22 protein-coding genes are annotated in these 22,359 nt (G+C 64.3%); 14 read left to right on the top strand and 8 right to left on the bottom strand.

What is annotated here, in order from left to right:
* The first annotated feature begins 61 nt into the window (after positions 1–61).
* The 4 genes from ABID37_RS07220 (at position 62) to ABID37_RS07235 (ending at position 4,153) form a co-directional block, all read left to right on the top strand.
* The gene (locus tag ABID37_RS07220) at positions 62–1,009 is read left to right on the top strand and encodes a Bug family tripartite tricarboxylate transporter substrate binding protein (RefSeq protein ID WP_354193582.1); all 948 of its coding nucleotides are present in this window, start codon (positions 62–64) and stop codon (positions 1,007–1,009) included.
* Positions 1,010–1,102: 93 nt separating this feature from the next.
* Positions 1,103–1,591 (top strand): tripartite tricarboxylate transporter TctB family protein, encoded by a 489-nt coding sequence (locus ABID37_RS07225; RefSeq protein WP_354193583.1) that lies wholly within the window; start codon positions 1,103–1,105, stop codon positions 1,589–1,591.
* Between the two features lie 10 nt (positions 1,592–1,601).
* The gene (locus ABID37_RS07230) at positions 1,602–3,101 is read left to right on the top strand and encodes a tripartite tricarboxylate transporter permease (protein WP_354193584.1); all 1,500 of its coding nucleotides are present in this window, start codon (positions 1,602–1,604) and stop codon (positions 3,099–3,101) included.
* A gap of 119 nt (positions 3,102–3,220) precedes the next feature.
* Positions 3,221–4,153 (top strand): LysR family transcriptional regulator, encoded by a 933-nt coding sequence (locus tag ABID37_RS07235; RefSeq protein WP_354193585.1) that lies wholly within the window; start codon positions 3,221–3,223, stop codon positions 4,151–4,153.
* A gap of 65 nt (positions 4,154–4,218) precedes the next feature.
* On the opposite strand, the gene ABID37_RS07240 is transcribed toward ABID37_RS07235, so the two are convergent.
* Genes ABID37_RS07240 through ABID37_RS07260 form a run of 5 tightly spaced genes read right to left on the bottom strand, consistent with a single transcriptional unit; the run spans position 4,219 to position 8,652 of the window.
* Positions 4,219–5,043, bottom strand: coding sequence for an aldo/keto reductase (locus ABID37_RS07240; protein ID WP_354193586.1), 825 nt, complete (start codon positions 5,041–5,043; stop codon positions 4,219–4,221).
* Positions 5,044–5,056: 13 nt separating this feature from the next.
* Positions 5,057–6,208, bottom strand: a complete 1,152-nt coding sequence (locus ABID37_RS07245) for a LacI family DNA-binding transcriptional regulator (RefSeq protein WP_354193587.1) — start codon at positions 6,206–6,208, stop codon at positions 5,057–5,059.
* Between the two features lie 28 nt (positions 6,209–6,236).
* Positions 6,237–6,767, bottom strand: coding sequence for a MaoC family dehydratase (locus ABID37_RS07250; RefSeq protein WP_354193588.1), 531 nt, complete (start codon positions 6,765–6,767; stop codon positions 6,237–6,239).
* The gene (locus tag ABID37_RS07255) at positions 6,767–7,537 is read right to left on the bottom strand and encodes a 3-ketoacyl-ACP reductase (RefSeq protein WP_354193589.1); all 771 of its coding nucleotides are present in this window, start codon (positions 7,535–7,537) and stop codon (positions 6,767–6,769) included. The genes ABID37_RS07250 and ABID37_RS07255 overlap by 1 nt, the downstream gene beginning before the upstream one ends.
* 8 nt (positions 7,538–7,545) lie before the next feature.
* Entirely contained in the window at positions 7,546–8,652 is a 1,107-nt protein-coding gene (locus ABID37_RS07260) for an acyl-CoA dehydrogenase family protein (RefSeq protein ID WP_354193867.1), read from the bottom strand.
* Between the two features lie 211 nt (positions 8,653–8,863).
* Between ABID37_RS07260 and ABID37_RS07265 the strand changes: the two genes are divergently transcribed.
* From ABID37_RS07265 to ABID37_RS07305, 9 genes are read left to right on the top strand one after another with little or no spacing between them, the layout of a single operon-like run.
* Positions 8,864–9,838 carry a TRAP transporter substrate-binding protein gene (locus ABID37_RS07265; RefSeq protein ID WP_354193590.1) on the top strand — a complete coding sequence of 325 codons (975 nt, stop codon included), beginning with the start codon at positions 8,864–8,866 and terminating at the stop codon, positions 9,836–9,838.
* Between the two features lie 38 nt (positions 9,839–9,876).
* Positions 9,877–10,413: a TRAP transporter small permease gene (locus tag ABID37_RS07270; protein ID WP_354193591.1), complete on the top strand. Its 537-nt coding sequence runs from the start codon at positions 9,877–9,879 to the stop codon at positions 10,411–10,413.
* 2 nt (positions 10,414–10,415) lie between these two features.
* Complete coding sequence (locus ABID37_RS07275) at positions 10,416–11,690, top strand: TRAP transporter large permease (RefSeq protein ID WP_354193592.1); 1,275 nt, start codon at positions 10,416–10,418, stop codon at positions 11,688–11,690.
* 3 nt (positions 11,691–11,693) lie between these two features.
* Entirely contained in the window at positions 11,694–13,220 is a 1,527-nt protein-coding gene (locus ABID37_RS07280; protein ID WP_354193593.1) for an acyl CoA:acetate/3-ketoacid CoA transferase, read from the top strand.
* Positions 13,217–13,981 (top strand): enoyl-CoA hydratase/isomerase family protein, encoded by a 765-nt coding sequence (locus ABID37_RS07285; protein WP_354193594.1) that lies wholly within the window; start codon positions 13,217–13,219, stop codon positions 13,979–13,981. The genes ABID37_RS07280 and ABID37_RS07285 overlap by 4 nt, the downstream gene beginning before the upstream one ends.
* Positions 13,978–14,823, top strand: coding sequence for a shikimate dehydrogenase family protein (locus tag ABID37_RS07290; RefSeq protein ID WP_354193595.1), 846 nt, complete (start codon positions 13,978–13,980; stop codon positions 14,821–14,823). The genes ABID37_RS07285 and ABID37_RS07290 overlap by 4 nt, the downstream gene beginning before the upstream one ends.
* A complete protein-coding gene (locus tag ABID37_RS07295; RefSeq protein ID WP_354193596.1) occupies positions 14,820–15,836 on the top strand; it encodes a Gfo/Idh/MocA family protein in 1,017 nt (338 codons plus the stop codon). Before ABID37_RS07290 ends, ABID37_RS07295 begins: the two co-directional genes overlap by 4 nt.
* Positions 15,833–17,005 carry a dihydrodipicolinate synthase family protein gene (locus tag ABID37_RS07300; RefSeq protein WP_354193597.1) on the top strand — a complete coding sequence of 391 codons (1,173 nt, stop codon included), beginning with the start codon at positions 15,833–15,835 and terminating at the stop codon, positions 17,003–17,005. Before ABID37_RS07295 ends, ABID37_RS07300 begins: the two co-directional genes overlap by 4 nt.
* A 4-nt stretch (positions 17,006–17,009) precedes the next feature.
* Entirely contained in the window at positions 17,010–17,834 is an 825-nt protein-coding gene (locus ABID37_RS07305; protein ID WP_354193598.1) for a sugar phosphate isomerase/epimerase family protein, read from the top strand.
* Between the two features lie 31 nt (positions 17,835–17,865).
* Here ABID37_RS07305 and ABID37_RS07310 read toward each other — a convergent pair whose 3' ends face one another.
* The 3 genes from ABID37_RS07310 to ABID37_RS07320 all read right to left on the bottom strand — a co-directional run bounded on the left by ABID37_RS07310 (position 17,866) and on the right by ABID37_RS07320 (position 21,487).
* Complete coding sequence (locus tag ABID37_RS07310) at positions 17,866–18,234, bottom strand: DUF1850 domain-containing protein (RefSeq protein WP_354193599.1); 369 nt, start codon at positions 18,232–18,234, stop codon at positions 17,866–17,868.
* A gap of 10 nt (positions 18,235–18,244) precedes the next feature.
* The gene (locus tag ABID37_RS07315) at positions 18,245–20,353 is read right to left on the bottom strand and encodes a TRAP transporter permease (protein WP_354193600.1); all 2,109 of its coding nucleotides are present in this window, start codon (positions 20,351–20,353) and stop codon (positions 18,245–18,247) included.
* Between the two features lie 174 nt (positions 20,354–20,527).
* Entirely contained in the window at positions 20,528–21,487 is a 960-nt protein-coding gene (locus ABID37_RS07320; RefSeq protein ID WP_354193601.1) for a TAXI family TRAP transporter solute-binding subunit, read from the bottom strand.
* 361 nt (positions 21,488–21,848) lie between these two features.
* Here ABID37_RS07320 and ABID37_RS07325 point away from each other — a divergent pair, with 361 nt between their 5' ends.
* Entirely contained in the window at positions 21,849–22,346 is a 498-nt protein-coding gene (locus ABID37_RS07325) for a hypothetical protein (protein WP_354193602.1), read from the top strand.
* The last annotated feature ends 13 nt before the right edge of the window (positions 22,347–22,359 follow it).

Here is a 22,359-nt window from a genome sequence, read left to right on the forward strand (position 1 = left end):
ATTGAGCCAGCCGGTGGCGCGCAGGTTCCGCCGGCAGAAGCAATTTTTTGGGAGGTAAAGGATGCTGAAGCGCGTTTCCACATTTGCAGTCGCACTCGCCGCCTGTGGCGTCTTCGCCACGGCCGCTATCGCCGCCGATTATCCGGAGCGGGACGTCACGCTGATCGTGCAATCCTCGCCCGGCGGCGGTTCGGATATCATCGCCCGGACCATCGCGGGCATCGTCAACGACGGGAAGCTGAGCCCCACCCAGATGCTGGTGGAGAACAAGCCCGGGGGCGGCGGCGCCATCGCCTACAATTACGTGGCCCAGCGCAAGGGCGACGCCTACGTCATGGGCACCATCGCCACGAGCTTCTTCGTGGCACCTCTGATGGGTCAGTCACCCGCCAAGGTGGAGGACTTCCAGCCCATCGCCGTCATTGCCGGCGATCCCTTCATTCTCGTCGCGGAAGCCAAGTCGGGCATTGCGACGCTGGACGACGTCAAGGCAAGGAAAACGCTGCGTATCGGCAATACCGGCCCCGTGACCGATCCGGCACTTCTGGCGGTTTCGCTCGGCAACGAACTCGGCGTGGAAGTGCGTCCGGTTCCCTTCAATGGCGATGGCGAAGTGACCACCGCGCTCCTCGGCGGCCATATCGACCTGCAATTCGGCAATGCGTCGGAAGTCATGTCGCAGATCGAGGCCGGCCGTGTGAAACCGATCGCCGTGACCTCTCCGGAAAGGCTCGCATCGCTGCCGGACGTGCCGACCTTCAAGGAGCTTGGTTCGAATATCGAGCTGATGCTCTATCGCGGCGTGGTGATGCCGAAGGACGTGCCGGAAGAGGCGGTCGCGTTCTGGCAGGACGTGATGAAGAAAGTTTCCGAAAGCGATACCTGGAAAACCCAGTATGTGGAGCGGAACAACTCCGTGCCACTTTATTGGGATGCGGAGGAGTTCGCGGCGAAAATCCCCGAGATCAGCAAGCTTTACGCCGATTACCTCAAGACCATCGAAAAATAGCCCGTCCGGGCGTTCCGAAAAACCGACGGCTGGCCCTGCCGGTCGTCGGCTTCCGGAGCACATCGTCGTATCGTGAGAATTGGGAGGATGCGAATGCGGACGCCTACGGCCGAGAAACTGTTCACGTCGCTTTTTGCCGTTTTTGCCGTCTTCGTCGTCTGGCAATCCTGGCGCTACGAGATCTTTTCGAGCACCATTACCGGGCCGGGCTTCTTTCCGGCAATCGCGGGCGCACTCATGCTGGTCAGCACCGGCGCCTCGCTTTTTTCGCAGAAGAAGACCGCCAAAAGCGGGCATGATACGGAAGGAGCGGGGAATGCCACCGAACCCGAAATTCGCGTCGAAATGCTTCGCGTGGTCCTGCTTGTCGGGCTTACCGCGCTGTTCATCGTGGCTGCTCCCATCGTGGGCATGGTCGCGCTCACCCCCTTCTATGTCTTCGCCTGCTTCCTGTCGCTGACGCCCGATTTCAGGCCCGTGCGCCTTGCCATCGGCGTGGCGACGGCAATCACCTTCACGGTGCTGGCATGGGCGATCTTTGACAGAGCCCTCGGCGTTCCGATGCCGCGCGGGCTGTTCTGAGGAAACCGGGATGGAAATCTTCTCCGACCTCTTCCAGGGCCTGTCGGTCGCCCTGAGCGGGCCGATGCTGCTGGCGACCCTGCTGGGTGTCCTGCTCGGCCTTGCCATCGGCGTGTTGCCGGCAATGGGGCCGCCGGCCGCCCTTGCGATCCTGCTTCCCATCGTCGTGTCGTTCCCGCCGGCGGTGGCCGTCGCCGGGCTTGCCGGCGTCTATTACGGCGCGATGTATGGCGGCGCGGTCACCTCGATCCTGCTCGGCATTCCCGGCGAAAGCGCGGCCATGATGACCACGCTGGACGGCTATCCGATGGCGAAGAAGGGCGAGGCGGGGCGGGCGCTGGGCATCGCGACCTTCGCCTCCTTCGTTGGCGGTTTCGTCGCCATCTTCCTGTTCACCGCCATTGCCGCGCCCTTCGCGGAGTTCGCCCTGCGCTTCGGGCCCATCGAGATGACGGCCCTCATGGTCATGACACTGATCTTCTCCACCTCCTTGGGCGGGGAAGACAGGGCGAAGGGCTTTGCGGCCCTCGGCTTCGGCCTGTGGCTGGGCTGCATCGGGCTCGACATCGTCAGCGGATCGCCGCGCTTCAATTTCGGAACCTTCGAATTGCTGGAGGGCATCGAATTCACCGTCATCGCCATCGGCATGTACGGCGTGGGCGAAATCCTCGCGAGCGTCAATGAAACCGCGCCCAAGGTCGCGCGGACGCGCTATTCGCTGAGGGCGCTTCTTCCGCGCGCGAGCGATATGATCACGACATGGAAGGATCTGGGCGTCGGCTCGATCATCGGCTTCGTCGTCGGCGTTCTGCCCGGCGCTGGGGCGACGGCGGCCACCATCTTCTCCTATTCCTTCTCGAAGAAGATTTCGCGCCATCCTGAAAAATTCGGGCAGGGCACGCCGGAAGGCATCGCCTCTCCCGAGGCCGCCAACAATTCGGCTTCCTATGCCGCCATGATCCCTCTCTTCACCCTTGGCATACCGGGTTCGGGAACCACAGCGATCATGCTCGGCGGGCTGCTGATGCTGGGCCTCCAGCCCGGGCCGCTGCTGTTCGAGCAGAACCCCGATTTCGTCTGGCCAGTGATCGGCACCTTCTACACCGGCAATCTGATGCTGGTGGTGCTGACGATCCTGCTGACGCCGCTGCTCGCCTCGCTGGTCTTCATCCCCGCCGCCTATCTCTTTCCCATCGTGATGGGGATCGTCGTCTACGGCGTGTTCAGCGTGAACTATTCCTTCTTCGATCTTGGCATGGCGATGGGCTTCGGCGTGCTCGGGTATCTTTTCCGCAAGTTTGGTTACCCCTCCGTGCCGGTACTTCTCGGATTGGTGCTCGGACCTATTCTGGAACAGAATGTGCGGCGCTCCCTCATCATGTCGGATGGCGATGTCGGCATCTTCGCCAGCAGCGCAATCTCGATCGTCTTCCTGCTGCTTTCCGTCGGGCTTCTGCTCCTGCCGCTGTTCAAATGGGCCAAGGACCGGTTGAGGAAGGCTAGCGCCTGAGTGCGGGCATTTCCGGTGAAAGGCGCGCCCCGCTTGATGGCAGGGCGCGCCATGTCTATGAGGGGGTCGGCCAGGCAGTTCACGTCTGGCGGCGGCCAGACCACTCATCCGGAGCGACTATGATCAGACCCCGGACCGTTCAGGATCTCACCCACGTCAATCTCAAGCTGATCAACACCTTCGTCTGTGTTGCCGAGTTTGGCTCCTTTCACGCGGCCGCCAAGGCGCTCGGCCGCTCCCAGTCCGCAATATCGATGCAGGTTCGGGAACTCGAAGCGCAGCTTGGCGTCATGCTTTTCCTGCGCACGACACGCCATCTCGAACTGACGGCGGCCGGCAAGATGCTGCTGGATCAGGCGCGCGTGTCGATCTCGGCTCTTTCAACGACGTTTCGCCATATCCACGAGGACATCGACTTCAGGCGCGGCCATGTTCGCGTCGCCTGCTCACCGACCTATGCGGCGGCGCGCCTTCCCTATGTCATCAAGACCTTCAAGGACGCCTTCCCCGATGTGAAGGTTTCCATCGGGGAATATAAGTCAGCGGAAATCCTGAATGCGCTGAAGCAGGACAAGGCGGATTTCGGCGTCGGCCCCGCGCTTTCCGACCCCCAGATGAATTTCGAGCAAGGCCGCGCCGAGCCGCTGCTGGCTGTCGTTCCCGACGATTGGATCGACACCGGTGAGGATACGGAAACGATTGCGCTGGATGTTGTGCTAAGGCACCCCCTGGTGATGTTCTACCCGAATACGGTGGTTCACCAGATCATTTCCAAAGCGGCGGAAGAACGGGGATTGTCCTTTACCGTGGAATATTCCTGCATACAGGGCGAAACGCTGCTTGCCTTTGCAAATGCCGGTCTTGGCATCGCCGTTCTCACTGCCTCGATCGCCGATCTTTCCCGTGTCAGGAATTGCAGGATCCTGCAAATCGTCGAACCCGAATTGCACAGGCGTTTCACCATGATAACCCGCAAGGGGACCCTGTTGCCTCCGGCCGCGAAACATCTTTATGGCCTGATCGCGCAAGACATTACCGACCGGTTGGCGTGAACCGCCATCATACGTTTAACCGGATGTCCGCATCTTCGCGGCAGACACCTCGAAATAGGACAAACTCAGGGACGATCCCAGTCCGGCGAAAAGTCATAGTCGCAGATGCGGCGGTTCCGGGCCCGCAAAGCGCCGATCTCGTCCATCTCCGCCTCGGAAAGGGCGAAGTCGAAGATGGCGATGTTCTCGGCCAGCCGCTCCCGTCGCGTGGTGCGCGGTATGGCGCCGATACCCTTTTGCTGGACGTGCCAGCGCAGCACGATCTGCGCCGGCGTGCGCCCATGGCGGGCGGCGGCCTGCAGGACGGCCGGCTCCTCGAACAACGGCCCGCCGCGATAGATCGGGCAGTAGGACACCATGGCCATCCCGGCCGCCCGGCATGCAGCAAGAACCTTCTCTTGGTCGAGATAGGGGTGATATTCCACCTGGTTGCAGATGAGCGGGGCATCGGACAGGGCCACCGCCTCGGCCATCAGGGCCGTGGTGAAGTTGGCAAGGCCGATGTGGCGTGTGAGGCCTCTGTCGTGCACCCTGTTCAGGGCCTCGACGGTCTCCTTCATGGCGATTTTTGGATTGGGCCAGTGGATGAGCAGCAGGTCGACATGGTCGAGCCCCAGCCGGCGCAGGCTGGCCTCGGCCGAGCGCTCGAAATCGGCCGCCGCCAGGTCGGTCCACCACACCTTGGTGGCGACGAACATGTCCTCGCGGGCGACCGAGGAGGCACGCAACCCGGCGCCGACGGCTTCCTCATTGTCGTATTTCGCGGCGGTGTCGATATAGCGATAGCCCGCGGCCAAAGCCTGTTCGACCAGTTCGCTGCACTGGTCGTCCTTCAGCGTCCAGGTGCCAAAGCCAAGCGCCGGAATGACGGTGCCGTCGATCATCTGCATGGTGTTCCTCCGCCTATTGGCGCCTCAGATCCTGGGCAGCGTCAAGCACTGCATCCTCGCTTCGGGCCTGCTCGCCGGTCTGCTCCCATGCCAGCGCAGCTTCCCGAATGGCGGTAATGCGGGCCGGCGACGGCGGTGTCAATGCGGTCTGCCGCACCTTGAAATCGAGCGGAACCATGACGCGTTCTGCCGGTGCGTTGCGGTCGGCGATCCGGCGCAGCAGGAGCCTTACCGCCTCGCGGCCGATGTCCTCGCAGGAAATCCGTTGCGTGGTGAGCGCAGGGCGCCAGAGCCCGGCTTCGGCAACATCGTCGTAGCCGGTGATGGATACGTCCTGCCCAATCTTCAAACCCAGGTTCTGCACGGCGAGCATGGCGCCGAACGCGGTAACGTCATTGAAGCAGGCCGCCGCAGTCGGCGGGTCGGCCAGTTGCAACAGTCGGATCAGGCTGTTGTGGGCATCCACGCGCGTCGGCGGGCAGGGGATGATCAGTTGCGGATCGGGCGTGATACCGGCCTCGCGCAGCCCTGCCAGATATCCCTCCAGCCGCTCGCGGCCGGTCGAGATCATCTTGTTGGCTCCCACCAGCGCGATGCGGCGATGGCCGAGCGACAGCAGATAGCGGGTGTGATGAAGCATACCGGCGAAATTGTCGCCACCGACGTAGTCGACCTCGATCCCGGCCAGGTTTCTGGAAAACAGCACGCAAGGCAGCCGCCATTGCTGCAGGCGAGCGATCAGCTCGGGGTCGGTTCCTTGCGCCGGTGACATGATGATTCCGTCGACATTGTACTCACGCACCGTGTCGACGAAGTTGCGCTGCAGTTCCGGCGAATCGCGCGTATCGCCGAGGAAGGCGACGAGCCGGTGGTTGATCAGCTCGCGCTGGATCGCCGCGACGATTTCCGCAAAGTAGGGATTGGTAATGTCGTGCACGACCAGCCCCACGATATGGGTGCTGTCGGTGCGCAGGCTGGCAGCCCCGCGATTGTAGACATAGCCCAGAGCCTCGGCGTGCTGGAGCACATGCTGGCGGGTCCGCTCCGGTATTGTGGGGCTGTTGCGCAGCACCAGCGAAACAGTGGCGCGCGATACGCCGGCTGCCTGCGCTATGTCGCTCAGTGTGATGCGGCCCGTCGGGCGTGCGCCTTCCGATATGCTCATGGGATCCTGCGGTTTGCCATGTCGTCTTTCATTGCCCTTGTACGTCCTGTCTTGCAGCAGGCGCATCTGCGCATGATGCCCGGCGCGCGCACAAGAGGAAGGTTTCGCCTTCCTGCACGACGACGTCGTTCTGGTTGCATACCACGAAGCCCAGGGTGAGGATGCCCCGTTCGGGATTCCGGTGCGGCTTCATGGCGTTGACGGTGATGGTGGCCCGGATGCTGTCGCCGATGAGGATCGGCTGGCGGAAGCGCCAGTTCCAGCCCAGCGAGGCGATGCCGGCGATGCGCACCGGCGCGCGGTTCTTGAGGCCATCGACCATGGCCAGGCCCAGCAACCCGTGCGCGAGACGGCTTGGGAAACCGTGGGCCTGCGCGAAGGCGTCGTCCATATGGATGTCGAATAGGTCCCCCGACAGGCCGGCGAATCCGACGACGTGGCTTTCCGTGACCGTGATGCGGGAGGTGGCGAAATGGTCGCCCACCTCCAGGTCGTCGAGCCCGTAGAAACCGGGCGCCAATGCGCGGCCCTTCGCGTGCGTATCGGTTGCGGCCGTCATCACAGGCTGCTCACATGAAGGCCGCCGTCGACATGCAGCACCTCGCCAGTGGAGAAGGCCAGTGCGCCATCGGCCAGCATGGCGGCGGCTCGCCCGATATCCTCGGGCTTGCCCCAGCGGTTGATCGGCGTGAAGCCCTGTTCGTAGCGGGCGTCGTAGTTGTCGCGGGCGACGGCGGTCATCGCGCTTTCGATGACGCCGGGACGGATTTCATAGGCGTTGATGCCGAACTCGGCCAGGCGCAGGGCGAACAGCTTCACCATCATCGAAAGCCCGGTCTTGGAAATGCAGTATTCGCCGCGATTGGTGGAGGCCATGACGGCATTGGCGGAGGAAACGGTGATGATCGACCGGAAGCCGTCATTCCCGGCCGCCGTCATGCGCCGGGCCACCGCCTGGGTGAGGAAGAATGGGCCGCGCAGGTTGACCGTGACCAGCCGGTCGAAGCTTTCGGGCGTAGCTTCCAGAAGATCGCCACGCTTGGCCACCGAGATGCCGGCATTGTTGACCAGGCACTCCAGACCGCCGAAGGCCCCCCAGGCCGTGTCCACCAGCTTTTCGTGGGCGGCGACATCGGCGATGTCGCCGGGCAGGGGCATGGCCTTGCCGCCGCGCTCCCGGATCGAGGCGACGGTCCGGGCAAGGTCCTCGTTGTCGTTCAGGTCGTTGACCACGACGGCAAACCCCCTGTCGGCCAGCGCGAGGGCGATGCCTCGCCCGATGCCGCGGCCCGCGCCGGTTACCAGGGCGCGCTTGTCCATATCGCTCATCACCGGCCTCACTGCATGATGTTGCGCGCGATGATCATGCGCTGGATCTGGTTGGTGCCCTCGTAGATCTGCGCGATCTTGGCGTCGCGGTAGAGCCGTTCGACCTCGATGCCGCGGATGAAACCGATACCGCCATGGATCTGCACGGCATTGGCCACATGATCGACGGCGGCGTCGGCGGCGAAGCACTTGGCCATCGAGCAGTGCATGGTGGCGCGCTGCCCGGCATCAAGACGAGCGGCCGCGTCGCGCACCATCAGGCGCCCCGCATGAAGCGCCTTGGCCATATCGGCGATCATCCATTGCACGCCCTGGAACTCGCCGATCGGCTTGCCGAATTGCTGGCGGGTCCTGGCATAGTCCACGGAAGCCTCGAGAGCCGCCTGAAGCAGGCCGACCGCAAGGCCGGCAATGCCGATGCGCCCCTTGTCGAGCACGCTCATCATCATGTGGAAGCCCTTGCCCTCTTCGCCGAGCAGGGCGTCGGCCGGCAGTTCTATGCCGTCGAAGGTCAGCGCGCCAACCTGCGAGGCGCGCTGGCCCATCTTATGTTCCTTGGGGCCGATGATGTAGCCGGGCCGGTCGGCATCGACGATGAAGATGCTCATGCCGCGCTTGCCGGCGGCCGGGTCAGTGCGGGCGAGCACCATGGCGAAATCGGCGACCGGGGCATTGTGGATCCAGATCTTGCCGCCGTCGAGGCGCCATCCGTTGGCGGTGCGCACGGCGCGGGTCTGGATGCCGCCAACGTCGGAGCCGGCCTCGGGCTCGGTGATGGCATAGGCGCATTTGCGCTCGAAACGGACCAGCGGTTCGAGATAGCGCTTGCGCTGCTCGGGCGTGCCATGGGCGGCCAGCAGCGAGGAAACCAGCTCGACCAGGCCGCACTGGTCGGCAACCGAGGCATAGCCGCGCGACAGTTCCTCCATGACGATGGCGTAGGAAACGGTGTCCGCGCCGACGCCGCCCATCTCGGCCGGCACCGTTATGCCAAACAGCCCGAGCTGAGCCATGGTCCGGTAAAGGTCCTCCGGATAGGTTTCGCTCTCATCGAGCGACTGGGCGCGGTCGCGCACCTCCGCCTCGACGAACTCACGCACCGTTGCGGCAAACATGCGATGCCGTTCGAGGGCTTCCTCGTCGTGGCAGGCTGCAAACTGATCCATTCCGGTTTTTCCTTCCCTTGACCGATGTCGCCGGGAAAGGCGGCATCGGGCTCCAAAAAAGCGATAGACAATCGATAAATTCTTTACTACATCGATCTAGTAGATCGTTCTAGTGGCAATTTTGCGATATTCGCAATTTGCAGGGTTCAGGGAGGACCACATGAAATTCCGTAACTTGGCCGGGGTGCTTTCGGCCGCCATCCTGCTTGCCGGCACTTCCATCGCGCCGGCGCTCGAACTGACAGCGGCGCACGTCAATCCGCAAGGCGAGCCCTCCAATACCGCCTTTGCCGAACTGGCGGAGAGGCTCAAATCCTCGAAGACCGGCCTGTCGATGACGGTCTTCCCGCAAGGGCAGGTGGGCGACGAGAAGGATGCCATCGAGCAGGTGCGGCTAGGCGCCGTCACCATGACCACGGTGGCGACGTCCAACCTGTCGGCCTTTGCGCCGAGCGCTGGCGTTTTCGATCTGCCGTTCCTGTTCGAGAACGGCGACGTACAGCCCTGGGTCGTTTCCGATGGCCCCATCGGCGAGGAGATCGCCGCCAAGATCGAGCAGGAATCGGGACTGAAGGTGCTGGGCTGGTGGTCGGGCGGCGAGCGTCATGCCTTTACCCGGACGGTGGACGTCAAGACACCTGCCGACCTCGACGGCACCAAGATCCGGGTGATCGGCAGCCCCGTCTATCTCGACACCTTCAATGCCCTTGGCGCCAAGGCCACGCCGATGCCTTATGGCGAGGTGTATACTGCCCTTGCCACCGGCACGATCGATGCTGCCGAAAACGACAGCTCCGGCTATCGCAACATGCGCTTCTACGAGCAGGCGCCCCATCTTTCGCTGACCGGGCATTTCTTCCTCTACAAGGTCGTGGTCGCCAACGTCGATGCACTGGCACAGCTCACCCCCGATCAGCGGGCGGAATTCGATGAGATCTTTGCCGAGGTGACCAAGCACCAGCGCGAACTGTTTGCAACCAACATGACCGATGACCTCCAGTACCTGAAGGCGCAGGGCGTCACAGTTACCCAACCGGACAAGGCGCCGTTCATCGAGGCCACCAAACCGGTCATCGACAAATACGCGAAGATTTACGGCGAGGATCTCATCAAGCGCATCCAGGCCTCGCGCTAAACTTCGATCGCTCTCTCAACGACCAGCGAGATACTGTCATGCGGAAATATCTGTTGAGCGCCGAGCAATGGCTCGTGCGGGTGGAGGGGCTGTGCATCCTCCTGGCCTTCTCGGGCCTGATCGGGATCATGTTCCTGCAGGTCCTCTACCGGTTCGTGCTGTCCGACCCCTTGGCCTTCACCGAGGAAATCTCACGCATCTGCATGATCTGGCTGGTCTTCATCGGCGGGGCGCGGGCCCTCTACGAGGCTGAGCATTTCATCGTCGACTTTGTCGTCAACGCCATGCCGCCCGCCCTTTCCAATTCCGTCGGCTACCTGATCGATGCCGTGACTCTCATCTTCATGTCGGTCATGGCGTGGGTCGGGTTCCGCACCAGCTTCTTCGGCGCCAGCCAGATCATGCCGGCGCTCGGCATTTCGGTGATCGTGCAGACGATCGCCATGCCCCTCGGCTTCGCGATGATGCTGGTTCACGCCCTCGTATTCCTCGTCAAGCGTCGCCACATCGGCGTGCCCGATGCAGCCACCATCGCCCAGCGCGATGGCGTGGTCCATGAGCCTGTGGGGGTCTGAACATGCTCGCGATCGTTCTTCTCGGCATCTTCGTCCTGATTGCGCTGCGCGCGCCGATCTTCGTCGCGCTCGGTGCTCCGGCACTGGCCTACCTCTATGCCAAGGGCATTCCTTTCGGTCTTGCGCCGCAGCGCATCACCGGAACCGTCAACGACAGTATCCTGGCGGCGGTGCCGATGTTCCTGCTGGCCGGCCGGCTGATGAATTTCTGCGGCGCGACCGAGCGCATCTTCAACCTGGCCCAGGCGCTGGTTGGCCATATCCGCGGCGGCCTCGGCTATGTTGCGGTGCTGGCCAGCATGATCTTCTCGGCCATGTCGGGTTCGGCCGCAGCAGATGCCGTCGGCGTCGGGACGGTCACCGTCAAGGCCATGCGTGAACGCGGCTACGATCCTGCTTTCGCTGCCGGCGTGACGCTGTCGGCCTCGACGCTGGCACCGATCATTCCGCCCTCCATCATCATGATCATCTACGGCGCCACCGCCAACGTGTCGATCGGCAAGCTGTTCGTCGGCGGCCTTCTGCCCGGCCTGATGATCGTGTGCTTCCTGATGGCCACGGTCGGCTTCCTCAGCCACAAGCGCGGCTATCCCAAGGGTGAAAGCTTCTCCTTCGCGCGGCTATGGCGCGCGCTGTGGGACGCGTCGCTGGTGATCCTCACGCCGCTCTTCATCATCGGCAGCATATTCTCCGGCATCTGCACGCCGACCGAGGCGGGTGTGATCGCGGTCATCTACGTCATGCTGCTCGGCTTCTTCTACGGCACGCTGACCGTGCGCGACCTGTCGCGCGAGATCATCGGAGCCGGAACGGCGGTCGGCGCGCTGCTGCTGATCGTCAGCGTCTCAGGCCTGGACGGCTGGATGTTCTCGCGCGAGCAGCTTCCGGTTCTCCTGTCGGGACAGGTCACATCCCTGACCACGGACCCGACGCTCATCGTGATCCTGATCCTGCTGGTCGTGCTGGTGCTCGGCATGTTCATGGATGCCACGCCCATCATCCTCATGGTTGTTCCGGCTATCACCCCGTTGCTCAACGCCACCGGCATCGATCCCATCCATGTCGGCGTGCTGTTCTGCATCATGTGCGTGATCGGCCTGATCACGCCCCCGGTCGGTGTCGCCCTCTACGGGGTATCGATGGTGTCGCGCCTGCCGATCGAGCGCGTGTTCTGGGCAAGCCTGCCGTTCTTCCTCGCCCTGATGGTGTCGATCGGGGTGCTGGTGGCGTTTCCCCAGATCATCACCTTCCTGCCGTCCCTCATGTTCGGAAACTGACCCGTGCATAGCAAAGTACAGAGCCCCGAGGCGGTCGCTGCCGCCATCAAGGACGGTGCCGTCATCGCCGTCGCCTCTTCCGGCGGCGGCCTGCTGGAGCCGGACGATATCTTCGCCGCCATCGAGGCCCGTTTCCTCACCACCGGCCATCCGCGCGACCTCACGCTGGTCCATGCGCTCGGCTTCGGCGATCGCGGCCGGCGCGGGGCCAACCGGTTCGCCCATGAAGGCATGGTCAGGCGGGTCATCGGCGGGCACTGGACGTGGTCCAAGCCGATGCAGGACCTGGCCCGTGCCAACAAGATCGAGGCCTATTCGCTGCCGGGCGGCGTCATTTCCCTGCTGCTGCGTGAAAGCGGCGCCGGGCGCCCCGGCCTCATTACAAGGACGGGCCTCGACACCTTCGTCGATCCGCGCCGGCAGGGCGGGAAGGTGAACGCGGCCGCCAGCGAGGATATCGTCGAACTGATCGAGATCGGCGGCGAAACCTTTCTGCGCTACCTGCCGCTGAAGATTGACGTGGCGCTGCTCAAGGGCACCTATGCCGATACGCTCGGCAACCTCTCGCTGCGTGAGGAGCCGGCTGACCTCGACACCTATGCGGCCGCGCTGGCCGCGCACAACAATGGCGGACTGGTCGCGGTGCAGGTGCGGGCCTGTGTGCAGTCCGGCAGCCTCACCTCGCGCGAGGTCGCAGTGCCCGGCATCTTCGTCGACCATATCGTGGTCAGCCCGCAGCAGGAGCAGACCTACAGGGGTGGCTACGACCCGGCCTTGGCGGGCCTCCTGCGCACCACCGCACTGCCGGCCTCGGACGAGGCGTCTGAAGGGGTCAAGCGGGTGCTGGCCCTGCGGGCGGCAGAGGAATTGCGCGAGGGCGCAACCGTCAATTTCGGATTCGGCGCCTCCGCCGGCGTGGCGGCCATCATTTCCGAACGCGGGACGCAATCCAGCTACTGGACGACGATCGAGCAGGGCATCCATGGCGGGGCCATGCTGATCGGCAATCTGTTCGGCATGGCGGTCAACCCGCTCGCCATCATGGCCGCCACCCAGCAGTTCGACTTCTACCATGGCGGCGGCCTCGACATCGCTTTCCTCGGCATGGCCGAATGCGACCGTCACGGCAATGTCAATGTCAGCCATCTGGGCGGCGATTTCATCGGCCCCGGTGGCTTCATCGACATCACCCAGAACGCACGCAAGGTCGTGTTCTGCGGCACCTTCGACACCAAGGGGTCCCGGCTGGCGATCCGCGGCGGCGGCATCCGGGTCGAGGCGCCCGGACAGGTGCGCAAGTTCGTCCACGATGTCGGCGCCGTCACCTTCAGCGGCCAACAGGCGCTGGAGCGGGGCCAGGAGGTCGTCTACGTCACCGAGCGGGCGGTTTTCCAACTTGGGGCCAACGGCGTGGAACTGATCGAGGTCGCCGACGGGATCGACATTCGCAGCGACATCCTCGAACGAATGGATTTCGCGCCCGTCGTCCGCAACCCGGCTCGCATGAACGCGGAGTATTTCGGCACATGAGCGAACATCTCGAAATCAAGGATGAGGGGCCTGTCCGGCTGCTGACGATGACCGGCCGGCCGAAGCGCGGCAATCCGCTGTCGCAGCAGCTGGCGCGCGATCTGGTCGGCGCTCTGGTCGAGGCCGAACGCATGCCGGACATCCACGTCATCGTGCTGGCGGGAACGGCAACCCATTTCTCGGTCGGCGCGGACCTGACCGAAGTGCACGGCATGACGGCGGCGCAAGCCGTTCTCGACGACTGGCTGGAGGAGTTCGACCGTTTCGCCCATGCCCGCAAGCCGACCATCGCCGCCGTACGCGGCTATGCGGTGGGCGGCGGCTTCGAACTGGCGCTGTCCTGCGACATGATCGTATGCGCGGAAGATGCCCATCTGGCGCTGCCGGAAACCGGCATCGGCGTCATCGCCGGGCAGGGGGGCACCCAAAGACTGCTCCAGCTCGCGGGCCGGTCGATTGCCGCCGATCTCATCCTGACCGGCCGTTCGCTTACCGGCGTCGAGGCCGGCGCCTTCGGCATCGCCGCGCGCATATGCCCTGCCGACAATGTCGTCAACGAGGCAATGGCGGTGGCGCGCGGCATGGCCGAGCGCAGCCCTGCCGCGATCCGTTTCGCCCGCGAGGTGCTGCGCGAAGCCGCCGATCACCCTATCCGCCAGTCGCTGCGGCTGGAGCGGCTGCTTGCCTCGCTCGTTCTCGACACTGATGAATGCCGCGCCCGCGTGGGTGCGTTCCTCGACCGGAAGGCGGCTTCCCGATGAGCGATATGACGCAAGCAATTCCCGATATTCCCGGCCTGCCGCTGCCGCTTTCGGGAGAAACGCGGCTCCACGTCATCATCGGCGATCCGATCGCGCAGGCCGGCTCGCCGCGCCTGTTCAATCAGGCTTTCCGACGGCGCGGCGCCGGGGCCGTGCTGGTACCGTTGCATGTCAGGTCCGAACATCTGTCGCAGGCGCTGGCGGCATTGCGCCATTTCGGCAATGTCGACGGCATCGTCGTCACCGTACCGCACAAGATCGCCGTCATGGAGCTGATCGACGAGGTGCGCGACAGCGGTCGCCGCATCGGCGCGGTCAATGCCATCCGCAGGCTGCCGGACGGGCGCCTCGTCGGCGATAATTTCGACGGCAAGGGCTGTATCCGGGGTCTGTCGGCGGCCGGGCACGGCATACAAGGCAAGAGCGTGCTGATCGTGGGTGGCGGCGGTGCCGGCCGGGCGGTTGCCCATGCCATGGCCGACGAAGGCCCGTCACGCCTTCGCCTGTTCGACATCGATTCCACTCGGCAGGCGGAGCTGGTCGCCAGCCTTGCCCAGGCTCATCCCGGCCTTGTCGTCGAGGTCGGTGCCGCTGACCCGCAAGGCTTCGACGTGGTGGTCAACTGCACACCACTGGGCATGCAGGCGTCCGACCCGTACCCAGTCGATCCGGAGCGCATTTCGCCTTCCGCGCTCGTTGTCGACGTCATCCTGAAGCCGGCGATCTCGCCTCTGCTGGAGGCCGCCGCCAAGCGCGGCTGTGCGACCCAGCCGGGCATCCGCATGCTGGAAGGGCAGGTGGAGGCCATCTGCGATTTCTTCGGCGTCGGAATGCCGGCATGAGGCGGAAGGGAATTGCCCTCGTCGGCCTCGGGCTCGCGGTGCGCCCGCATGCGCTGAGTCTCATGGACCTGTCCGCCGAAGCCGAGGTGCTTTACGCCGTCAGCCAGTCGCAGGCGCGTTGCGCGGCGTTCGCCGCCGACTATCCGTTCCCGACCGCCACGGATCTCGAGAAGGCGCTGACCGACGAACGGGTCGAGGCGGTCATCCTGCTGACGCCGCCGTCCACACATCGCGATCTCGGCTCCCGCATTCTGGAGAGCGGCCGGCACCTCCTGATCGAGAAGCCGGTCGGCCTCGTCACCGCCGATGCCGAGGCGCTGCAAGCTCTTGCAGAGGCCAGAGGACTCAAGCTGGGCGTCGTTTTCCAGCATCGCTTCCGCCCGGCGTTCCTGCGGCTTGCCGAACTGGTCGCGGAAGGGAGCCTGGGCCCGCTTGCGGCCGGTCATTGCCGCGTACCCTGGTGGCGGCCGCAAAGCTATTATGATGAACCGGGCCGGGGCATGTTCGCGCGCGACGGCGGCGGGGTCCTGCTGACGCAGGCGATCCACACGCTCGATCTCCTGCGCGCGCTGGTCGGCAGGATCGATATCCATTCTTCCCTCGTCTCGACCACGGCGCTGCACGAGATGGAAGCCGAGGATCATGTGGCCGCGCTCGCCACTTTCGGCGGCCGGGCGCCGGGCACGATCATGGCCACCACGGCCTGCTATCCGGGTTTTCCGGAGACCATCGATCTCGTCTTCGCCACGGCCACCGCGCATCTGGAAGGCGGCGTCCTCAACCTGTTCCGGCATGATGGCTCCAGCGAAACCGTTGGCCGCTCGCAGGCCTTCGGCAGCGGTGCCGACCCGATGGCCTTCGCGCATGATGCCCACCGCGCCCTGATCACCGACTTCCTGCGGGCGATCGACGAGGATCGTGCGCCCGCGGTGAGCGGCGCGGACATCGTCGCGACGCGACGCCTGATCGACGCCATGTTTGCCCGCAGCATTTCAAAGGGGATTGCACCATGACCGCCCAAGTCATCCTGCCGCAAGCCGACGGCTCCCTGGAAACCTGGCGCCTGTCGGCGCCCCGCTCCTTTGCAAGGCCGGCCTCCATGCAGCGCACCCGCATCGCCTATTCGGCCGCGCATGTGGTGGCCGACCCGCTGGCCGACATCGATCCGTGGCTGGCATCGGCACCCGACTGGGAAGCGACCATGGCCTACCGTCGCTACCTGTGGAACCTCGGGCTCGGCGTCGCCGAGGCGATGGACACCGCGCAACGAGGGATGGGGCTGGACTGGCCCACGTCGCTGGAACTGATCCGCCGTTCTGTCGCCGAAGCGAGGTCGTTCGGACCCGGCTCGCTGATCGCATCCGGCGTCGGTACCGACCAGCTCGAGCCGCGCCCCGGCCTCACGCTCGATGAGGTGATCGCGGCCTATGAGCAGCAATGCGCCGCCGTCGAGGCCGCCGGCAGCCGCATCATCCTTATGGCCAGTCGGGCGCTGGCTGCCAGTGCCCGCGGACCGGAAGACTATGCGCATGTCTATGGCCGCATCCTGTCGGGCGTGCGCGAGCCCATCATCCTGCATTGGCTCGGCGAGATGTTCGATCCGGCGCTGGCCGGCTATTGGGGCCATGACGACCACTGGCAGGCCATGGATGTCTGCCTGGAAATCATCGCCGCCCATGCCGGGAAGGTGGACGGCATCAAGGTGTCGCTGCTCAGCGAGGACAAGGAAATCGCAATGCGCGCCCGCCTTCCCGAAGGCGTGCGCATGTATACGGGCGACGATTTCAACTATCCCGACCTGATCGCCGGCGCCGATGGCCGGTTCTCGCATGCCCTGCTTGGCATCTTCGATGCCATTGCCCCGGCCGCTGCCGCGGCGCTGGATGCGCTGGCTGCCGACGACATGGAAACCTATCGTGACCTCATGGTGCCAACCGTGCCGCTGTCGCGCCATATCTTCCGGGCGCCCACCCGTTTTTACAAGACCGGCATAGTGTTCCTGGCCTGGTTGAACGGCCATCAGACGCATTTCACCATGGTCGGCGGCCAGGAAAGCACGCGCTCCACATTGCATCTGGCCGAACTGTTCCGCCTTGCCGACAAGGCCGGCCTGCTGTCCGATCCCGAACAGGCGGCGGAACGCATGACGCTGGTAATGCGCCAGCGTGGCGTGGGGATCTGAGGCGATGGTTGAGCCGACTCGCCTGTCGCTCAACACTGCGACGGTCAGGGAGCGCTGGACGCTGCGGCAGTGCATCGAGGGCTGCGTCCGTCACGGTATCGGCGGCATCGCGCCGTGGCGCGATATGCTGGCGGCCTGCGGCGTGGATGAGGCCACACGTCTGATCGCCGGCCATGGCCTGACCGTGACCGGCCTTTGCCGGGGCGGGATGTTCCCGGCTGAGACGGCCGAAGGCCGCCGGCAGGCGATCGACGACAATTTGCGCGCCATCGACGAGGCCGCCGCCATCGGGGCGAAATGCCTGGTGCTCGTGGTGGGCAGCTTGCCGCAAGGATCGAGGGATATCGCTGGCGCCCGGGCCCAGGTGCGTGACGGCATCGCCGCCGTGCTCGACCATGCGCGGGCGGCCAGGGTGCCGCTGGCTATCGAGCCTTTGCATCCCATGTATGCGGGCGACCGCTCCTGCGTGAACACGATGGCCGAGGCGAATGCGCTCTGCGAGGAACTGGGGGAGGGCGTGGGCATCGCGCTCGACGTCTACCATGTGTGGTGGGACTCGGACTTGTCGGCGCAGATCACGCGTGCTGGCCGCAACCGGCTTCTGGCCTTCCATGTCTGCGACTGGCTGGTGCCGACACGCGACCTGCTCCTCGACCGAGGCATGATGGGCGACGGGGTAATTGATATCCCGGCCATCCGCGCGCAGGTCGAGGCGATCGGCTATGACGGGTTTGTGGAAGTAGAGATCTTCTCGCACGACCGCTGGTGGCGGGAAGACCCCGATCTCGTGCTGGGGACGATGGTCGAGAGGGCCCGCACCTGCGTTTGAGCCCTCGGTTCAGGCGGATTTTTCTTGACCATTATTCCTCTTCGCAGCCTGTCAGCTTGATCGGTGCGCCGGCTGTGTTGCCGAGGTCGATACATTGACCGGAAGCGCAGAGCCGCCAGCCGCCGCCGGTCAGGCCAGATGATGCCAGCATCACGGCCTCCTGCGCCGGCAATTTCGGCGTGTAGACCCACCAGCCGTCGATCAGCCTCGACCCTTCGGGCGGTTCCATGCCCGCGCCTGAGCCCTTCACCCGCGCTTGCGTCAGCACGAGACCGGCCGGTGTGACCTGCCATTCCTCGTGCCATTCCGATTTCTGCACCGAATGCGTCCAGGAGAGCGAGAAGACGGACGCCGCGATGACGGTCGTCTTGCCCGCGACAAGGACGCAGAGGGCGCTCATGGATCCGGAATCAGGTTGCCGGTGCGGCCACGCGGTGGCTGCGCCACCAGTGGGCCGCGACCACCGCGATGCCGAGCACCCAGCCGGCCTCGTCGGTCAGGGGCAGGGCCAGAACCAGAAGGGTCCCGGCGAGGAGACAGCCCAGACGCTCCCACCACAGCGCCCGCGCAAACAGGAAGCCGACGACCGCCGCACCCCAGAGTGCGATGCCGAAGCAGGCCTTCAGGAAGATGTAGGCCACTTCGCCCCAATAGCCGATATAGGCCGATAGGGGCCCAGGGTCCTGCAGCATCAGCGCCGGCGTATAGACCGCCATGAAGGGCACGACGAAGCCGGCCGTGGCGAGCTTGGTCGCCTGGACCGAAATCTTCAAGCCGGAGGTCTTGGCCATGGGCGCGGCTGCGAAGCAGGCGAGCGCGACCGGCGGCGTGAGATCCGCCATGATGCCGAAATAGAAGACGAACATGTGGCTGACCAGCAGCGGCACGCCGAGTTCCAGCAGGGCAGGTCCGGCCAGCGACGATGTGATGATGTAGTTCGGGATGGTGGGAATGCCCATGCCCAGCACCAGGCAGGTGATCATCGTGAGGATCAGCGACAGGAACAGATTGTTCTCGCCGATGGCAATGACCCAGCCGATGAAGGTGGAGGCGATGCCGGTCAGTGTCAGCGTGCCGATGACGATGCCGACAATGGCGCAGGCGATGCCGACAGGCAGCGCGTTCTTCGCGCCCTCGGCCATGGAATCGCGGCAGATGGCCAATGTCTCGCGGCCGCCCTTGAAGACCGCGCAGGCAGCGATCAGCAGGCCGATCACGAGGGCGAGGACGTTGATGCCGTATTTCATGAATGCCGCTGCCGCGAGCCCGAGCGCGACCCAGAACACCATGCGGAAGGCGAAGGGGCCGATCAGCGCGGCGAGCGGCGTGCCGAGGATCAGCACGACGATCAGCGCCAGGCCCATGGTTCCGGCGAAGATCGGGGTATAACCGGCGAACAGCAGGTAGACCAGCATGCCGAGCGGCAGCACCAGCGGCCAGTGCTGCCGCAGCGCTGCCCAGGGATCGGGCAGGGTCTTCTTGTCCATGCCGCCGAGGCCCGCCTTGCCGGCTTCCAGATGCACCATCCAGAAGCAGACGCCGAAATAGAGGACGGCGGGAATGAGCGCTGCCTTGACCACCTCGACGTAAGGAACGTTCAGTGTCTCGGCCATGATGAAGGCGACCGCGCCCATGACCGGGGGCATGATCTGGCCGCCCATGGACGAGGTGGCTTCGACGCCGCCGGCAAAGGCCGACCGGAAGCCGAAGCGTTTCATCAGCGGAATGGTGAACTGGCCGGAAGCCACGACGTTGGCGACGCCCGAGCCCGAGATGGTGCCCATCAGCGCCGAGGACATGACGCAGACCTGTGCCGGGCCGCCGCGCCAGCTGCCTACGAGGCCGAGGGCAAAGTCGTTGAACAGGGCCAGCATCCCGGCGCGTTCGAGGAAGGCGGCGAACACGACGAAGATGAAAATATAGGCCGCCGAGACATAGATCGGCGTACCGTAGATGCCTTCGGTGCCGAAGCCGAAATGCTCGATGATCTGGGCAAAGTCGTAGCCGCGATGGATGAAGGGTGGCGGCAGGTAATTGCCGAAGAAGCAATAGGCCAGGAACAGGCCGGCGATGATGGTGAGCGGCCAGCCCATCAGGCGGCGCGCGCCTTCGAAGACCAGGACGATGACCAGCGCGCCCACGACCAGATCCGGAACCGTGTGAAAACCGGAGCGCATGATCAGGTCCTTGTAGAAGACCCAGTTGTAGATGCCGGTCAGGAAGCCAAGGATGCCCAGCAGCCAGAACCATGCCCTGGTGACAGGCTTCTTCGCGACAAGATTGCCGATGAGGGCGAAGCCGAGCAGCAGCAGGAAGCCGACATGCATGGCCCGGACGATCTGGCTGGCCAGCGTTCCGTATGCGGCGGTCCATAGCTGGAACAACGAGAACGCAAAGGCGATCCAGAAGGCCGCCCGGCCGAGGATGCCGTCTCCGAAACCGGGCGGCAGGCCCTCAATGATCTCTTCCGCGCTATCTTGCGGAATGATCGGTCCTTCAACCTTGGCGGCTGTGCTCACGGTCGCCCTCCATGCAATGGGAAGCACAAGCCATTCTTGGCTGCGCCTGACCAATCTGTTTTTTCTCATGCATTTCCTGGCGCAAAGCCGGTTCACACTTTTGCTGGAAATGCTTCGGAATTGTCGATGGGCCATGGGGCGCCCGGTGCGGGCGCCCCGTCAGGCTTCAGGCGATTATTTCAGGATGCCGGCTTCGCGATAATAGCGTTCGGCGCCCGGATGCAGCGGAACGGGAATGCCGTCCAGCGCCTTGGCCGGGTCGATGGCCTTTGCCGCGGCGTGGGAGGCGACGAGCTGCGGCAGATTGTCGAAGAGCAGCTTGGTCATCTGATAGGCGGTTTCGTCGGAAACGCCGTCATGCGTGATCAGGAAATTGCCGACGGCGGCCGTTTCGACATCCTCGCTCTGGCCGTCATAGGTGCCCGCCGGAATGACGACCGAGATGTAGGGCGCGCCGATCTTCTCGACATCCGCCTTGGGCACCGCCACGACGTTGATCGGCAGCGAGGTCGCGAGGTCGCGGATCGAGGCGACGCCAAGCCCGGCCGACTGCAAGGTCGCGTCGAGCTGGCGGTTCTTGATCAGCTCGACCGATTCCGCGAAGGGCAGGTACTCGACCTTGCCGAGGTCCTCATACTTCATGCCGGCCGCGGCGAAGATGGCGCGGGCATTGAGTTCGGTGCCCGAAGCGGGCGCACCGACGGAAAGGCTCTTGCCCTTCAGGTCGGCCAGCGACTTGATGCCGGACTCCTGGCTGGCGACGATCTGGATGTAGTTCGGATAGATGGCGGCGATACCGCGCAGCTTGTCGAGGGGCTGCGGGAAGCCGGCTTCAGTGTTGCCCTTGACGGCTTCCTGCACCGAATCGCCCAGCGAGAAGCCGATCTCGCCCTTGCCCTGCTGCAACAGGTTCAGGTTCTCGACCGAAGCCTTGGTCGCCTGCACCTGCGTGCGCGAGCCTTCGATGCCCTTGGCGTAGATTTCCGACAGGGCGACGCCGAGCGGATAGTAGACGCCCGATGTGCCGCCGGTGAGCACGTTGATGAATTCCTGGGCCTGCGCGCTCGCGGCTGACAGGCCAAGTGACAAGGCTGCCGCCCCGCTGATCAAGGCGCGTCGTGTCAATGCGATCATACTCTTCCTCCCTGTATGTTCGGGCGAAGTTTAGACGCGTGAAACGAAATCTGAAAGACCGGAGCTCGGCGTTACGGCCAATCGGACAAGATGCGTTGCTGTCCGACCGCCCGTGACGCTTTATCGCCTTGCGGACAAAACGCCTGGGAGTTAACAGGGTACGCTGCTCGCCAGGGAAGAAGTCGGGTTCTTGCTGAGGCTGTCGATCGAGCGATACAAATATCTCCGGCCACCACGGCCCCTCATGCAGGCCTTGCCAAAATGCAGGCCGAGGTGCTGTCTGGAAACCATCGCGCTTTTGGCGCGTTGAGGTTATTCGACCCATTTTCCGACAACGCGCAAACGAAGGAATGACTGATCCTTGAACACCAAGCTTATTCTGGAAAGCCCCGGCATTTTTCCTCTGTTCCTGCTTCTGACACTGACGGTGGCCATTATGCCCAACAGCCGGCTGACGGCGCAGGGGTTAGATGCGGAAGGCGCGCTCGATACGATCATAGGCTCCGACGTGAACACCAAGGAAGAGCCTGTCGCCGCCGAAGAGGGTCGTATCGTCGCCGCCATCGAGCAGACCCCGAAAAACATCTCCGAGGTGCGCCGCCGCTTCACCATCGATCGTGTCGATATTGTCTTCCTGCCGGATTTCGGCGACGGGGATAGCACTGTCCAGGCCAAGCTGGCCGAGTTCGACGGCCAGATCGTCGAAATGCGCAAGGAAATCGAGGGCAGCGCGATCTTCTTCCACGCCCTGAACTCGCGCTCGGTGTTGCTGAGGGATGTTGTCGCCCTTGAGTTCGACGACGCCAACGGCGTCACGATATTCGTTGCCGGGGGCAAGCAGGGAACCAATGTCGACTGACTGTGACGAGCAT

It is taken from the genome of Aquamicrobium terrae (assembly GCF_040545735.1).
GTDB classification, from domain to species: Bacteria; Pseudomonadota; Alphaproteobacteria; order Rhizobiales; family Rhizobiaceae; genus Mesorhizobium; species Mesorhizobium terrae_A.

Bases quoted from the DNA above. Each gene is read 5' to 3' on its own strand.
- ABID37_RS07270 (WP_354193591.1), top strand. From the start codon at position 9,877: ATGCGGAAATATCTGTTGAGCGCCGAGCAATGGCTCGTGCGGGTGGAG.
- ABID37_RS07260 (WP_354193867.1), bottom strand. From the start codon at position 8,652: ATGTTTGCCGCAACGGTGCGTGAGTTCGTCGAGGCGGAGGTGCGCGAC.
- ABID37_RS07230 (WP_354193584.1), top strand. From the start codon at position 1,602: ATGGAAATCTTCTCCGACCTCTTCCAGGGCCTGTCGGTCGCCCTGAGC.
- ABID37_RS07240 (WP_354193586.1), bottom strand. From the start codon at position 5,043: ATGCAGATGATCGACGGCACCGTCATTCCGGCGCTTGGCTTTGGCACC.
- ABID37_RS07285 (WP_354193594.1), top strand. From the start codon at position 13,217: ATGAGCGAACATCTCGAAATCAAGGATGAGGGGCCTGTCCGGCTGCTG.
- ABID37_RS07290 (WP_354193595.1), top strand. From the start codon at position 13,978: ATGAGCGATATGACGCAAGCAATTCCCGATATTCCCGGCCTGCCGCTG.
- ABID37_RS07320 (WP_354193601.1), bottom strand. From the start codon at position 21,487: ATGATCGCATTGACACGACGCGCCTTGATCAGCGGGGCGGCAGCCTTG.
- ABID37_RS07250 (WP_354193588.1), bottom strand. From the start codon at position 6,767: ATGACGGCCGCAACCGATACGCACGCGAAGGGCCGCGCATTGGCGCCC.
- ABID37_RS07310 (WP_354193599.1), bottom strand. From the start codon at position 18,234: ATGAGCGCCCTCTGCGTCCTTGTCGCGGGCAAGACGACCGTCATCGCG.
- ABID37_RS07235 (WP_354193585.1), top strand. From the start codon at position 3,221: ATGATCAGACCCCGGACCGTTCAGGATCTCACCCACGTCAATCTCAAG.
- ABID37_RS07255 (WP_354193589.1), bottom strand. From the start codon at position 7,537: ATGAGCGATATGGACAAGCGCGCCCTGGTAACCGGCGCGGGCCGCGGC.
- ABID37_RS07275 (WP_354193592.1), top strand. From the start codon at position 10,416: ATGCTCGCGATCGTTCTTCTCGGCATCTTCGTCCTGATTGCGCTGCGC.
- ABID37_RS07295 (WP_354193596.1), top strand. From the start codon at position 14,820: ATGAGGCGGAAGGGAATTGCCCTCGTCGGCCTCGGGCTCGCGGTGCGC.
- ABID37_RS07220 (WP_354193582.1), top strand. From the start codon at position 62: ATGCTGAAGCGCGTTTCCACATTTGCAGTCGCACTCGCCGCCTGTGGC.
- ABID37_RS07265 (WP_354193590.1), top strand. From the start codon at position 8,864: ATGAAATTCCGTAACTTGGCCGGGGTGCTTTCGGCCGCCATCCTGCTT.
- ABID37_RS07245 (WP_354193587.1), bottom strand. From the start codon at position 6,208: ATGAGCATATCGGAAGGCGCACGCCCGACGGGCCGCATCACACTGAGC.
- ABID37_RS07225 (WP_354193583.1), top strand. From the start codon at position 1,103: ATGCGGACGCCTACGGCCGAGAAACTGTTCACGTCGCTTTTTGCCGTT.
- ABID37_RS07305 (WP_354193598.1), top strand. From the start codon at position 17,010: ATGGTTGAGCCGACTCGCCTGTCGCTCAACACTGCGACGGTCAGGGAG.
- ABID37_RS07300 (WP_354193597.1), top strand. From the start codon at position 15,833: ATGACCGCCCAAGTCATCCTGCCGCAAGCCGACGGCTCCCTGGAAACC.